Here is a 12,839-nt window from a genome sequence, read left to right on the forward strand (position 1 = left end):
TGGTGCCCAGGGACGGAGTCGAACCGCCGACACGGGGATTTTCAGTCTTATTCGAGCCTCCCGGTTTCCAAGGGCTCTAGATAACAATGGGCGCATTTTGTGCCGTTTTTGTGCCATACGCGCCGCCCGCCGTTTCTCGCCCCAAGCGCCGGGCGAAAAGAAACGGGGCGCCGAAGCACCCCGCCAGGATCAGCCGAAAAGCGCGGAGGCGATCCCCTCGGTCCGCTTTTTCCGCCGCGCGTTCGCCTCGGCGTCGTCGAAAAGATGCCCGTATGTGTCGAGCGTGATTTGTGCCGACGAGTGCCCTAGCTCCCGCTGCACTTCCTTGATATCGGCCCGGCTCTCGATCAGAACCGAGGCGCGGAAATGCCGGAGAGCGTGGATACCGTACCGAGCTTTCCCGTCCTCGCCGACGACCTTCGCCTCGACCTGTAGCGGATACCAGAACCGATTTGCGATGTTGGAGAGGCTCTCGACCTTGCCCGAGCCGTTGGGGAAAACGAGATCGAGCGGTCCTTTTGGACAGGCGATCCGCCACGACTTGAGCTCGATCCGGAGATCGTCGGGAATGACGATGCGGCGCCGGGAGCCTTTGGTTTTCGTCGGGCCGATCGTCCCTTTCTCGTCGGCGCGCTGCACGATCTCGATCGCCCCCTCCTCGAGATCGACGGAGCCCCACGGGAGCCCCCGGAGCTCCGAGATACGGGCGCCGGTCAGGATTGAGCATTTCAGCAGGAGGAGAAACCATCGGTGCCGATTGAGGCGGATTGCCTCGAGCTCCGACGGGCGCCCCTTGGGCGACGCCTTCCCAAGCCCGACGCCGTTCCGGTTTGCGCCGTGATCCCCAACCGACCAAGCCGCCGCCCGGCGGACGAGATCGCGAACCTCGTCCTTCGTCGGAATCTCGACCGAGGTTTCGTGCCGCCCGCTCGTCGAGATCGTGACGCCCTCGGCGGCGTTGATCGCGACGAGCCCGCGGGTTCGCGCCTCGCTCAAAATCCCGACCAAGCTCGTCAGGACCTTTTTCGTCATGGCACGGGAGACGCCGTCGCGGAGGAGCTCGTCGCGGTATTCGACGACCCTCGGGGTCGTGAGGCGATTGAGGCGGAGCGCACCAATCCGCGGGACAATATGCCGGGAAACGTGATTCCGGTATTGCTTTAGCGTCCCCTCCTCGGCGGGCGGACGCCCATTCCGACCAATCTCCACAGCCCCAAGCCAAACGGTCGCGGCCTCCTCGATCGTAACGGAGTCGCGGTCGTGAACGTGCGTCCCGGCCTTTACCGCCCCCTCCGTCTCGACGCGATAATCCTCGGCGTCCTTTTTTCTGTCGAAATTCTTCGCTCGGCGCTTCCCGCTTTGGTCGATGTAACGGACTTGCCAAGCGGAGCTTTTCGATCCGTCTCGGTTTGTCCATTCGATTTTTTTGACTGTCGCCATATTGCATTCCGATCTAGGGTAAATCCGCCAACACGACGGATTTTTGCATTGTGTCATAAACTCCCCCGGTCGAAAAGTCTTGCGTCGGGGAAACGGTTGCCCTATCTAAAAACGGCGATGGGGAAACTGTTTCCCCATTTGCCCCTAGATCGGAGATCAAACCATGACCGCTTTTCTCCTGATGCTCGAGAGCCAGGGATCGAATCACAAGGGCGCAATCCGTCACGTTCGCGTGCGAGCGCAAAACCGGAAAGCCGCCCTCGCGCTTGGTGACAAACACGCGCGGAGGGACGAGCGGGTCCTCGCCGCGCTCCTCGCGGTCTAAGGGGAGGGGCGGATATGACCAGCCAAAACACCACTCGCGACGAGCGCGTCGGGAAAGTCCTTCGCCTCGCTTACGGGCGCGGCACGCAATACGCGCGGATCGAGGCGGTCCGTACCGACCGGCGCGGCGGCGTCAAACTCCGTATCCGGCGCCTCGAGGGGCTCGGGACCTCTGCCGCACATTGGAACGTCGAAACGAGCGAGATCGCCGCCACGGATAGGCGGATCATCGGGGAAATGGTCGATAGGGTTCCGGTCGGAGCCCCGCCTCCGCCGACGGTCGCCGACCTCGAGGCGCTTGTCGCCAAACGCGAGGCGGAGGTCGCCAAGGCGGAGGCGGACCTTGCAACGGCAAGGGGTGAGGAAGCGGCGGGGAGCGCCAGCGAGTTTCGTGTCTCCAACGCCGCGCGTCGCGTTCGTTATGGGCAAAGCGACCTCGACGCCGCCCGGAAGGCGCTCGAGCTCCTTCGCCTCTCCGGCCTCTAGGCTGCACGGCGGGGCGCAAGCCCCGCCTGTGACATTCCGCCGATTCAGCATGTTTTTCCGTCAATATGAACGAACGTTTGAGTTACGTTAATCTCCTTGTGGGAATTTTCCTACACCGTCTATCCTCGTTCGCGGCGCCCTGCCGTCACGTCTCGAGGGATCGTTGATGCCTACCGTTGTTATCTGCCCGTCCGAGGGCGCGAGTCCGACCGTCCGCCGGATTCACGGGGCTTACTTTGACTCCGGCGCCGAGGTCCGCCTCGTTCAGCCGGTCGGGCCGGATGCTTTCGAGGTCCGCGTCGCTTATCGGGTCGAGCGCGATCAACTGGCAGAGCTCGGCGACGCCTATGTCGCAGCCGCCGGAGAGGCGCCCGGCGGCGCCGAGGAGCCGTGCCCGGACGGATGCACGCTTATTTCGGTGACGCCGATCGAGGACGACGATATCGAGGTCGTTTTCGCCTACCGGCTCTCGAGCCGCGCGCTCGGCGATATCGGGCGCGCGTTCCTCGCTGCGGCGCGTGGCGTCGCTAAGGCGTTGGTCGTGTCGCTCGGGATCGCCTCTGCCTGTGTCGCCGCCGACGCGGACGATCGCTTTGATCCGCTCGACCTTTTCAGCGATCCGCCGACCGCGGCGGGCGAGGCGGGCGACCTTGGCGCATAAAAAGAGAAGGCGCCCTCGAAAGGACGCCCTCTCCCCCTAGATCGGAATCCGGTCGCCCGAAATCCGTTCCCGCGGGGATCAGCCGCGGGAAAATTCTAGATACGCGCTCACGCCGCTATCGACAAGCCCGAACCATCGCGCGGAGCGTGTAATAGTCGGCGAGGAGCTCCTCGATCGCCGAGCCGGGCGGGAGGAGGTCGAGCTCGTTGGCGGCTCGCTCCTCGATAACGCTCGGGTATTCGACGACCGGCGGACAGTTAGAAGCGATGGGAGCGCAAGCGGTCGCGGAGATCGTCACGATCGCGAGGGCGATCGCTCGCCGCGCGAAGTTGCTCCGCCTGGATTTCTGCCGCTCGTTCATTTTGCGCGCTCCGTTCTGCCATGCGCCCGGCGACGTAGATCGCCAGCCTATCGAGGACCCGCGTCGCGAGCTCGAGGAGGGCGGCGACCGCCGTCCGCATTACTTCGCCGCCGGGTTAGTCGGGCTTGCCGGGGAAGGCTTGCCGGTTTCTTTCGCCCGCCCGAACGTGAGGGCGAGCCACTCGAGAACCCGGTAAGCCTTGCCGAGTTTGCTCGAGGGGTCGGGAGTCCGCGTGCCGCTGACGATCAGCGACGCGAGGGACAGGATCGCCAGCAGGACGCCGAGGACGACGTCGAGGTTTGCGAGGAGGAGGTTTAGGGTTTCCATCGCGGGAGCCCTCCGGCGGTTTTCGGAGGCTCCACTTTGCGACGAATGGCGGGCGACCGGGAGCGGCGTCGCGTACCCGGCTGACGCTTAACAAGATGGCTTGACACCCAGAAAACCAATTCGTAACTTTTGCCGGTATCTAGCACGGTTCTACAAACGGTATTGCATACGGTGCTTTGTACGGCATATGATGCGGCTTCCACCCGCTCCTCAGGTCGTAACCGCTGAAACGAGGGAAAGATATGGTAACCAAATCAGAGCGTTTTGAGCTCCGCCTCGACCAATCATTGCTCGAGCGAGTAGACGCTTGGCGCGAAACGCAAATCGAAAACCTGTCGCGGGCAGAGGCTATGCGCCGTTTGATTGAGACAGGATTGGGTTTGAACAGGTCAGCTGGTGAGGGAATCAGCGAAGGAGAAAGGGCTATTCTCGCCGTCTTGTTAGATTTTCCGGCCGCTAAGGAGAGAATTAGAAGCATTATGGAGGAGGGCCAATACTGGGCGTTGTCCAGCGCCGTACCGCAGGCTTTTACTAAGCCAAAAGAGCCAAAAATATCAAAAGAAGTAAGTGATATACTAGGTATGTGGTCGAAAATAGAAAGCTCATACGGACAACTTCGCCATGGTACTCAAAATAAAATACGCTCAATGATGGCGTCTGAGGATATGGAAGTCAGTTTTCCGGGATTTTCTGCAACCTCAGAGCCTGCTCATGCGCAGGCGGCATGGTATCTTACAACTAAACTTGGACAATTTCAGAATTTCAAAGGCAGGCATCTCGCGACTGGACCGATGCTGGAGAGGTATTACCGAATGATGCGAATATTCCGCCCAATCGAGTCAAAGAATGAAGGTGAGCCGTTTTACTACCTAAACGATGATGAGAGCCTCGCCCTCATCAAAGCATGGCTCGGTATCGACATGGGGCCGCGGAGCGTGTCCTAATTGTTCTGTCAGCCAATAGTTGCGCCTAAAGCCAGAGCGTGTTGCGTCGTGTCCTTCGCTTCTGGAATTTTGGCGCAACTATCGGGGCATTGTTTGCTCTACCAGCTGACGCCGAGGGCGAGCCGCGTCTCGGCGCCAAAAGCGGCGCCATTAAACCCGCGCGCAGCCTGGAATCGCTGCAACGCCTCTTGCGTTTTCGGGCCGGAGAATCCGTCGACCGTGAGGGCGGCGCCGTGCGCGTTTAGCGCCGCCTGGATCGCGGCGATCTCCGCGTGAGCGGGGTCGAGCTCGCGGCGGATCGCGGTCGTAAAGGCGGAGGCGAGGCGGACGTCGTAAGCGTTCGCTCGATAGCCCGGTCCATTGTAGCTCTCGGCGAACCGCGCCCACTCCGCGCGACGGAGCTCGTCGTCGAGCTTGCTCGAACGAACGAACGCGACGAACGCCGCAAGGTGATTCCCGGCGCTTTCCGAGTGCGCCTCGACGAACGCCTCGACCTCGGCGTAACCCGCCGCCGCGTGATTGCTGCCGAGGATTTGAAACGCGCCCCACGACGCCGCCTTTAGCGCCGCCTCCCGGTCGAGGCGCATGGCGACGAGGAGGCGCTCGTATTCCCCGGCGCCGCCGCGATAGAGGCTCCGGTCCCATTTCGGGGCGGAGACGGCGGGGTTTGACCTGTTGAACCGCCCGCGCGTGAGCCGCGAAAAGACGTGCGCCTCGAATAGTATTTTTGGGCGACCGTCGGGGAGGAACGGGGCGCCGCCAGCCTCGACGGCGAGGACCGCCCGCACGACGGCGGGGAGGCAACCGAGCGCCCTTGCCGCCGCCTCGATATCCGCGGCGACGAGCGGGCGAGCGGCGCCAGCAAACGGAAGGCGGGCGCTAGACATTCCCGCCCCCGTGCTGCATGGCGCGCGAGAGGATCAATTGATCGAGGCGAGCGGTAATTGAAATCCCCTGCGCCCGAATGTCCTCGCGGAGCCCGGAAACGTCGGTGTGGAGTTGCGCCATATCGCGAGCGTAATCGTCTCGACGGACGTACTCGCCCCGCGTTTCGTCGATCCGGCGATGAAGCTCGCCGACGTCCTCGGAGAGCTTGTTTCGGAGCGTGTCGTCGCCGTCGTCGATCCTCTTAAAGAGGAAATGAAAACCGCCCCAAATGCCGCCTACGATGGTCAAGCAAACGGCGATGATCGCCAGGATACTCGATAGATCAATCGTCACTTTCCGCCCCTCCGCCGCCCTTGATTTCCGCTGAAATCCGGCTCGAATAAGATTGAGTAGTTAAGGAGTGCTCGACGCTTTTTATCGAATAGGAGCCGTTGACCTCGGAGCGGAACCCCTCGAGCGCGAGAAGGCACTCGGCGAATAGGTCGGGGCGACCGGGGAGGGTGAGGTCGACGGTTGCTTTCCCGCTCTCGCCTTTGTCGAGTTGGGATTCCGCTGCGCTTTTGGCCTCCGCCTCTGAGGCGTAGGGCAAGCGGTCGCGGAAAGTCGTTTCGCCGGAGCCCGCCTTTACCGACTTGCGTTCGCCGGTCGCGTGATCCTGCCAATAGGTTTCGACGGCGCCGAACGAGCCACGCTCGGCGAGCTTCGCTTTCCAGCTTGTGACGTCCGCCGGGCGGAGCGTAAACGTCGGCGCCGGGGCGCCGGAGACGGTCTTTCCCTCGCCGCGCTTCACGAACAGGAGGCGCCCGTCGGCGGGCTTGGCGACCGCTCCGTTTTGCCCGGCGATCCTGGTAAGAAACGCCGCGTCGCTCTCCTCGGTCTGGTCGATATGGGCGACCTTGATCGCGGCGAGCTCGTCGCCGACCCGCGTCTCGAGCTTGTTCTCGGCGGCGACCTTGCGGACGATCTCGCCGACCGTCGTGTCGTGCCAGGACCGGGTTTTCGGCTCCCGGTAGCCGCCGGAGAAATCCGCCGCCTTGGCGCGGATCGTCATGGATCGCGGACCCGAGCCGACCTCGACCTCGTCGAGCTTGAACGAGCCCATATAGGCGGGGAGCGTGCCCGGCGGCTCATACCCGAGCCAAACCTTAAAGGTCGCGTCCTTTGGCGGGTACGGGACCTTGTGCTCGCGATCGTCGAGCGTGATCTCGAGGCGGTCGGACGTAACGCCCGCCTCGTCTGTCACCTTGATTTCGAGGAGCCGGTCGCGGAGGGCCTCCGTTATGTCGGTCCCGTTTGCCTCGATCCGAAAGCTCGGTTTGTAATTGTCCTGCATGGATCAATCCCAAAGCCGGATTAGCCGTTGCCGCTCGGGCTCGGCGAGCTCGGGGAGCTCGATCAAGAGCCCGCCGGGGAGTTTGGGGCCGTGATCGGCGAGGTCCGGATTCGCCGCTAGGACCGCCTCGACGGTCCCGGCGGTGCGCCCGTAGTGGCGCCAGCAAATCCAATCGACCTCGTCCCCGTCGCTCGTCCGATAGGTCGCCATCGTCAAGCCTCCCAAACGACGGGGTCGGGGCGCGGGCTGTTCCAACGGATCGCCTCGGCTCCGGAGGCGGAGCTCGCTTGCGCGATTCCCTTTGCGGCGGCGGTCAAGTAACCCGCGCCGCGCCCCGGAACGAGCCGCGACGCGATCGAGAGCGCCGTCGAGGCGGGGATTTCGCGGAGCCGGTCGGCGACGCCGAGGAGGGTTCCGGTCGGGTTCTCGACGAACCGCGAGGCAAATTCCCCGGTGTCGATCGCGAGCGCGCCGAGCCCGCGCCCGAGCTCGTCGAGCGAGCCGGGGAGCCGATTGAGCGCGAAGGATACCGGATCGGTTCCGACGGCGCGGGAGAAGTCGGCGAGCGCCGGGATAGCGGCCAAGCGCCCCATTCCAGGGAGCTCGATCCCAACCGCGCGAGCGGAGCGCGCGGCGGCGGCGGCGACCATCGTAAACGAGCCCCCCGCCCCGTCGACCGGGACGCCGACGGCTTGGAGCCCTTGCGAGATCGCGGAGCCAGCCTCGCGCGAGACGTCGAGCGCGGTCGCCAGGACGGCGCCCGCCGGGCCGACCTTGACCTCGTCCCAAGCCGCGAGCCCCATCGCCTCGAGGGAGGGGAGGGCGCTCGCCTTGACTGCTGCCGCGCTGTCGCGCAATTCCCGCTCCGCCGCGCTTAGAGTGTTGTCGGAAATGACGCTCGAGACATTCGCCTCCGAGCCCCTCTCGCTGTCGTCCCCGTACCGGAGGAGCTCGAGCGAGAAGTCGACTTTCCGCGGTGTTCCGTCGGACAGAAAGAGAGCTTGCGTCTCCTCGATCTTGGTAACGACGTATTTCCCATGGACCCGCCCGCGCCCGTCGACGAGGAGGAGGGGCTCGCCCTTCCCGGCCTCGGCGCGGAGCTTGTCGAGTTGCCCGATCCCGCCGCGGAATTGCGGGAAGATCGTCCCGGCGAGACTGATTTGATCGGTGCCCGGTCCGAGAAATTGGAGCGCCGGAGCCCGGCCTAGCCGGTCCTGCGACGGCCATCGGTACTCGGTCGACCGCTGCAACGTCTGATATGCGGCGGTGTCGATCGAAAAACGGTACTCCCCGAGCGCCAGCATTACCCCCGCCATACGATCGGCCTCCTAGTTTGGGAACATGGTCGGAGGAGGCGAGCGCCTGGTTATGCTCGTTCTCCTCCTCCGTAGGTGTTTAGTCGTGTAGGGCGGACCGCTGCCGCGCCGCCGCCTCGTCGATAATCCGCTCGACCTCCTCACGGACGAGCCGGGCGATCTCGTCGCCCTTGGCGCCCGGTGGGACATTGAGCGTGATCGGCGCGTTGACCGTGATCGGTCCGCCCGCGCCGCCCGGCGCCGTGCCGCTGGGAGTGCGAATGGCGAGGCTCTCGATCGGCGGGAGGGGCGAGGCGAGGGCGGGCGGGGCGCTCACGCCCGGCGGGAGCGGGGCTCCGGTCGCCATTGCCGGGGCGACCGCCATTGCGGCGCCGAGAGCCGCCCCAAGGGCGCCCGCCAGAGGGCCGGAGGCGGCGCCCGGCCCTTCCTTGGCGATACCCTCGCCGAAGGTCGGGAGGACCGCCGCGCCGCTCCGCGTGAGCTCGGAGAGCGGTCCTTCCTTCGCGTCCGAGAACGGGAGGAGGTTCCGGACGCTCTCGAGGGCGCCCTTTACGAGCTCGGCGGGCTTGTCGAGCATGGAAGAAATGCCGTCGACGAACGTCGAGAGGAGCGCCCGACCGGACTCGAACAGGTTGATCCCCGAAATCGCGAGGACGATCTCGTTAAGCGCGGTCCCTATGATCGCGCCGGGGTGGAAGTTGGTCAGGAGCGCGGTTATCCCCCGGATGATCCCTTGATCGAACCCGGCGCGCACGGCGTCGAAGGAGGGGAGCGCCGCCGACACGATCCCCGCAAAAGCGGTGCCGATCGCCGAGGCGAGCCCGCCGATCGCGCCGAGGACCAAGCCGGGAAGCTCGGCGATCTTCCCGCCGAGGTTCATAACCCACACGACCGCCCCGCCGACCGCCGCGCCGACGCGCTCGCCGAACGACCGGAATCCCCCCTCCGCCCCCTCGATCGGACCGAGGAGGTTCGATACCCATTGCCAGAGGGACGAGATCGAGGCGATTACGCCCTCGACCATCGGGCGTGCGGGTCCGAGCGCCGCCATAAAGGCGGTTCCGAACCCGTCAAACATGGCGGCGAGATTGCTCCAATTGTTGTAAATCCACGTCCCGGCCATCGCGAGCCCGACGACGACCGCGCCGATCCCGGTCCCGATTACCGCGACTTTGAGCGCGAACAGCGCGCCCCGGACGAGTGCCATCGGGTTTAGGAGCGTCAGCATCGCCCGGCCCATCATGCCGACCGCGGAGACGACGACGCTCGAGGTCGAGAGCGCGGCGCCTTTTAGGAACGTCCAAGCGTATCCGGCGCCGATCGTGGCGATCTTTAGGGAAATGAGCCCGACCGCCGCCCCGGCGATGACCTTCGTCGCAATCGGGAACTGCCCGGCGAGGTCGGCGACCTTGGTAACGAGCGGGCCGACGAATGCGAGGGTGTCGTTAAGCGCCGGGAGGAGGATCGAGCCGATCGTGATCCCTAGGACACTCACGCGGTTCCGGAATAGCTGTAGGTTGTTCGCCGTCGTCGCGGAGCGCGCGTCGTATTCCTTTTGCGCGGAGCCGAGGTAATTCGTCTCCTTCGACGTAGTCTTAAACGCCGCCTTCAAAGCGTCGAGGTTGGAGAGCATGGGCGAGATTGCGCCGAGCGACTCCTTGCCGAAAATCTCCGAGGCAACGGCGATTTGTTCGTGTTGCGGGAGCTCTTTCAATGCCTCCATAACGGCGACGATCGACCCGACCGCGTCCTTTTGCATGTTCTTCGCGAGGCGCTCGGTATTGAAACCGAGCTTTTTGAATGCCTCGGCTTGCTTGTCGGTCGCGCTCGATCCCGCCGACATAGACATAACCATGGTCTTTAGGGCGGTCGCCGCGACGTCCGAGGTCGCGCCCGCCGAGAGCATGGCGGAGCCAAGCGCCGCCGTGTTCTGCGCCGAGAGCCCGGTCGTTACGGCCAAACCGCCGACCCGGCGGAGGACGTCGGCGATATCGGACGCCTTGCTCGCGCCCTCGTTGGATAGCTGATTGACCGCGTCCGCGAGCGCCTCGACCTGGGGCTGAGTCAGCTTCATAGCGGTGCGCCATTGCGCCATGGTCGTGCCCGCCTCGTCGGCGGAAATGTCGAAGGCGATTCCCATCTTCGCCGCCGCCTCGGCGAACCCGAGGAGCTCGTCCTTTGCGATGCCGGATTGACCGGCGGCGGCGACGATTTGCGCGAGCCCGTTCGCCGCCATCGGGATTCGCTGCGACATTGCCAGGACGTCGGCGCCCATTTGCTTGAACTGTTCCGGCGTGTCGAAATCGACAACCTTTTTGACGTCCGCCATAGAGGACTCGAACTCGACGGCGGGCTTAATCAGTCCATACAGGCTCGCGCCGAGCGCGGCGGCGTCGCCGATTTGCAGCCGATAGGAGTTGCGGTCCGCCTTGTTCTGCGCCTGCGCCTTCGCGAGCTCGTCGCCGAGCTTGCCAATCTGCGCCTTTGCCTTCCCGACTGCGGAGCCGAAGGAGGAGGCGACGTTCGCCCCGATGTTTACGACGACCGAAAACGCCGTTGCCATTTATCGCCCCTTGCCCGCCGCCTTCGCGATCTCTTTCTCGAGGTCGTGCGCCTCATTGATCCAAGCGAGGAGCTCCTCGACCTCGAGATCGAGGAGCTCCTCGAGCCCCCAACGTGTCCGCCTGTTGAGGATTAGGACGGCTCGCCGGAGCTCTTGCTCGGAGAGGCGCCGCGAAAAGCCCCGTACTGCGCCTCGAGCTTGGAGAAGTCGGCGGCGTCCATGCCGAGGAGGTCGTTCGGGGCGAGCTCGCAAAGGGACGCCAGGAGGTCGACCGCCTTTTTCGCGGCGCTCCCCTTCGCGTCCTGAAACGCGAGCTCGTCCCGAACGGTCGGGCGGCGCATACGAACCGCCCGGACCTTGGTCCCGTTGATCTCGACCGGAAAGTCGAGCTCGATATCCGCAAATCTCCGCTTGTCCATTGTGAATCCCTTCCCTTAGACGCCGATCGCCGAGCGAATGCCCTCGAGTTGATCGGTCCCGCCGATCTTCCGAATCATGTTTTCGACGTCGATCTCGATCAGGCTCTCGCCGCCGATCTCGAGCCGGTAGTAACGAACCGCGAACGTGAGCTCGAGGGTCGCCTTTTCGCCCGCCGCCCAAGAGCCGGTAGCCATGCCCTTGATGCTGCCGCGGAGATTGCACACGACCGGGACGACCGCCTCGCCGTCGCGCTGCAAGGCGCCGCGCGCCGTGACCTGTACCGCGCTGCCGTTGGCGAGCCCGAACAGACGGATCACGTTCTCGTCATAATCCGAGAGCGTCGCGGTCGCCTCCATCGCCTCGAGCCCGAGGTCGATGTCGATAGGCGCGTCCATGCCGCCCGCCCGGTGCTCCTCCGTCTTAACGGTGAGCTCGGGGAGCTCGAGCTCGTCGATCCGACCGGCATAGCCGCGCCCGTCGACGAACAGGTTAAAGTTTTTCAGAACGCGAGGGTTTGCCATCGCTCCGACTCCTTACTTGAAAATCTCGGTGATGTAGTCGTTGACCAAGTGCGACCGGAACGAGACGCGCTCCGCCGGATAAGGCGGCGTAAAGTCGAAGTCGAAGTAGATGCGGCCATCGGCGATCGACGTCGGCGTGTTCAATTCGGGATCGACCCAAGCGTCGCCGCCGAGGATTGCGCCCTTCGCCTTCAGAGAGCGGAGATACTCGCGGACGCCCTCGAGAACGTCGTCGACATAGGTTTTCGTGATGCAGCGATCGACCGCCCACAAGTGCGCGCGGAGCATGGACTCGTGGATCATATCCGCCGTGCGGACGACCGAGAGGAAGGTCCATTTCGGGTCCATCGCGGTCGTGCGATTGCCCCAAAGCCGATAGCCGTTCTCGCGAATGATCGTCGCGACGTTGTTCTCGTTCAGCAGATTGGCGCGCGAGTTGACGTCGCCGAGCGAGAAGTCGATCGGGCGGGTCGTGCCGCCGATGCCGTAAATCTCGTTGTTCGAGGGGCTCCACCAAAAGCCGCGGTCATTGTCGATCCGGCAAATGATGCCAGCAACGCGCGCCGAGGCGGGCTCGCTCCGGAAAGCCGAGGTTGCAGTATCCCAAACCTTCACGCCAGGATCGACGACGTAAACGCGCCGGTTCCCGAAATCCTTCGTATAGGCGATCGCGGCGGCGTCGGTCGTGCCGGGACCGTCGGCGACGATGATCGCGCGGAGCCGGTCGGCGACGCCCTCGAGCTCGGCGACGACGGGGTTTTTCGAGGCGACGCCCTCGACGACCGGACGGTCGGACGTGAAGCCCGGCGCGATCAGAATGCGCGGGGTGACGCCGAGGGCGCCCTCCGCGGCCTTGAACGCATGGACGCCCGTATACGCGCCGGTCGAGGCGTCGACGCCGCCGATCACCTTGGAGATCGTCGCCGCGTGTTTGGCGGCGTCGTCCGCGCCGGAGCCCTCCTCGACGCGGATAACGACGACCATCGCGCCCGCTTGGTCGAAAATCGCGTCGATCGCCGTCGGTAGCGTGCCCGTCTCGCCGATCCCGGCGGCGTCGGTGCGCTTGCCAGCGACGAGGACCGGCTCGTTCAGCGGAAATTTCGTCACGTCCGCGGCGGGCGCGGTCCCGATCAAGCCGATAACGGCGCTCCGGACCGTGCGGATCGGACGCGGACCGGCGTCGATTTCGATTACCTCGACGCCGTGCAAAAAGGTTTCAGACATAGGAGGTCCCTCCGTTTTCCCGGTGTGTATT

The 12,839-nt window shown here is 64.5% G+C and carries 16 protein-coding genes; 4 read left to right on the plus strand and 12 right to left on the minus strand.

Going from position 1 to position 12,839, the window contains the following annotated elements; translation table 11 throughout:
• Positions 1-189: 189 nt before the first annotated feature.
• A complete protein-coding gene (locus TSH64_RS00935) occupies positions 190-1,440 on the minus strand; it encodes a site-specific integrase (protein ID WP_158285316.1) in 1,251 nt (416 codons plus the stop codon).
• 163 nt (positions 1,441-1,603) lie between these two features.
• Between TSH64_RS00935 and TSH64_RS35505 the strand changes: the two genes are divergently transcribed.
• The 3 genes from TSH64_RS35505 to TSH64_RS00945 all read left to right on the plus strand — a co-directional run bounded on the left by TSH64_RS35505 (position 1,604) and on the right by TSH64_RS00945 (position 2,911).
• On the plus strand, positions 1,604-1,765 hold the full coding sequence (locus tag TSH64_RS35505) for a hypothetical protein (RefSeq protein WP_158285317.1): 162 nt from the start codon (positions 1,604-1,606) through the stop codon (positions 1,763-1,765).
• Positions 1,766-1,779: 14 nt separating this feature from the next.
• Positions 1,780-2,250 carry a hypothetical protein gene (locus TSH64_RS00940; protein ID WP_109095292.1) on the plus strand — a complete coding sequence of 157 codons (471 nt, stop codon included), beginning with the start codon at positions 1,780-1,782 and terminating at the stop codon, positions 2,248-2,250.
• Positions 2,251-2,416: 166 nt separating this feature from the next.
• Positions 2,417-2,911 (plus strand): hypothetical protein, encoded by a 495-nt coding sequence (locus TSH64_RS00945; RefSeq protein ID WP_109095293.1) that lies wholly within the window; start codon positions 2,417-2,419, stop codon positions 2,909-2,911.
• A gap of 115 nt (positions 2,912-3,026) precedes the next feature.
• On the opposite strand, the gene TSH64_RS00950 is transcribed toward TSH64_RS00945, so the two are convergent.
• Both TSH64_RS00950 and TSH64_RS00955 read right to left on the minus strand, forming a co-directional pair.
• Positions 3,027-3,272 carry a hypothetical protein gene (locus TSH64_RS00950; protein WP_109095294.1) on the minus strand — a complete coding sequence of 82 codons (246 nt, stop codon included), beginning with the start codon at positions 3,270-3,272 and terminating at the stop codon, positions 3,027-3,029.
• A gap of 99 nt (positions 3,273-3,371) precedes the next feature.
• On the minus strand, positions 3,372-3,599 hold the full coding sequence (locus tag TSH64_RS00955; protein ID WP_109095295.1) for a hypothetical protein: 228 nt from the start codon (positions 3,597-3,599) through the stop codon (positions 3,372-3,374).
• A gap of 242 nt (positions 3,600-3,841) precedes the next feature.
• Here TSH64_RS00955 and TSH64_RS00960 point away from each other — a divergent pair, with 242 nt between their 5' ends.
• The gene (locus tag TSH64_RS00960) at positions 3,842-4,543 is read left to right on the plus strand and encodes a YfbU family protein (RefSeq protein WP_109095296.1); all 702 of its coding nucleotides are present in this window, start codon (positions 3,842-3,844) and stop codon (positions 4,541-4,543) included.
• 98 nt (positions 4,544-4,641) lie between these two features.
• On the opposite strand, the gene TSH64_RS00965 is transcribed toward TSH64_RS00960, so the two are convergent.
• From TSH64_RS00965 to TSH64_RS01005, 9 genes are all read right to left on the minus strand, one after another.
• Complete coding sequence (locus TSH64_RS00965; protein ID WP_109095297.1) at positions 4,642-5,430, minus strand: N-acetylmuramidase domain-containing protein; 789 nt, start codon at positions 5,428-5,430, stop codon at positions 4,642-4,644.
• Positions 5,423-5,764, minus strand: coding sequence for a hypothetical protein (locus TSH64_RS00970; RefSeq protein ID WP_109095298.1), 342 nt, complete (start codon positions 5,762-5,764; stop codon positions 5,423-5,425). The genes TSH64_RS00965 and TSH64_RS00970 overlap by 8 nt, the downstream gene beginning before the upstream one ends.
• Positions 5,754-6,764: a contractile injection system protein, VgrG/Pvc8 family gene (locus tag TSH64_RS00975; RefSeq protein ID WP_109095299.1), complete on the minus strand. Its 1,011-nt coding sequence runs from the start codon at positions 6,762-6,764 to the stop codon at positions 5,754-5,756. Before TSH64_RS00975 ends, TSH64_RS00970 begins: the two co-directional genes overlap by 11 nt.
• A gap of 3 nt (positions 6,765-6,767) precedes the next feature.
• Positions 6,768-6,974: a tail protein X gene (locus tag TSH64_RS00980; RefSeq protein WP_109095300.1), complete on the minus strand. Its 207-nt coding sequence runs from the start codon at positions 6,972-6,974 to the stop codon at positions 6,768-6,770.
• 2 nt (positions 6,975-6,976) lie between these two features.
• A complete protein-coding gene (locus tag TSH64_RS00985) occupies positions 6,977-8,068 on the minus strand; it encodes a phage tail protein (protein WP_199237391.1) in 1,092 nt (363 codons plus the stop codon).
• Positions 8,069-8,159: 91 nt separating this feature from the next.
• A complete protein-coding gene (locus tag TSH64_RS00990) occupies positions 8,160-10,643 on the minus strand; it encodes a phage tail tape measure protein (protein ID WP_109095302.1) in 2,484 nt (827 codons plus the stop codon).
• A 131-nt stretch (positions 10,644-10,774) separates the two neighbouring features.
• Complete coding sequence (locus TSH64_RS00995) at positions 10,775-11,062, minus strand: phage tail assembly protein (protein ID WP_109095303.1); 288 nt, start codon at positions 11,060-11,062, stop codon at positions 10,775-10,777.
• Positions 11,063-11,077: 15 nt separating this feature from the next.
• Positions 11,078-11,584 carry a phage major tail tube protein gene (locus tag TSH64_RS01000; protein WP_109095304.1) on the minus strand — a complete coding sequence of 169 codons (507 nt, stop codon included), beginning with the start codon at positions 11,582-11,584 and terminating at the stop codon, positions 11,078-11,080.
• A 12-nt stretch (positions 11,585-11,596) separates the two neighbouring features.
• Complete coding sequence (locus TSH64_RS01005) at positions 11,597-12,808, minus strand: phage tail sheath subtilisin-like domain-containing protein (RefSeq protein WP_109095305.1); 1,212 nt, start codon at positions 12,806-12,808, stop codon at positions 11,597-11,599.
• Positions 12,809-12,839 lie beyond the last annotated feature (31 nt).

Origin of the sequence: Azospirillum sp. TSH64 (assembly GCF_003116035.1) — a bacterium.
In the GTDB taxonomy this organism is placed as follows: Bacteria; Pseudomonadota; Alphaproteobacteria; order Azospirillales; family Azospirillaceae; genus Azospirillum.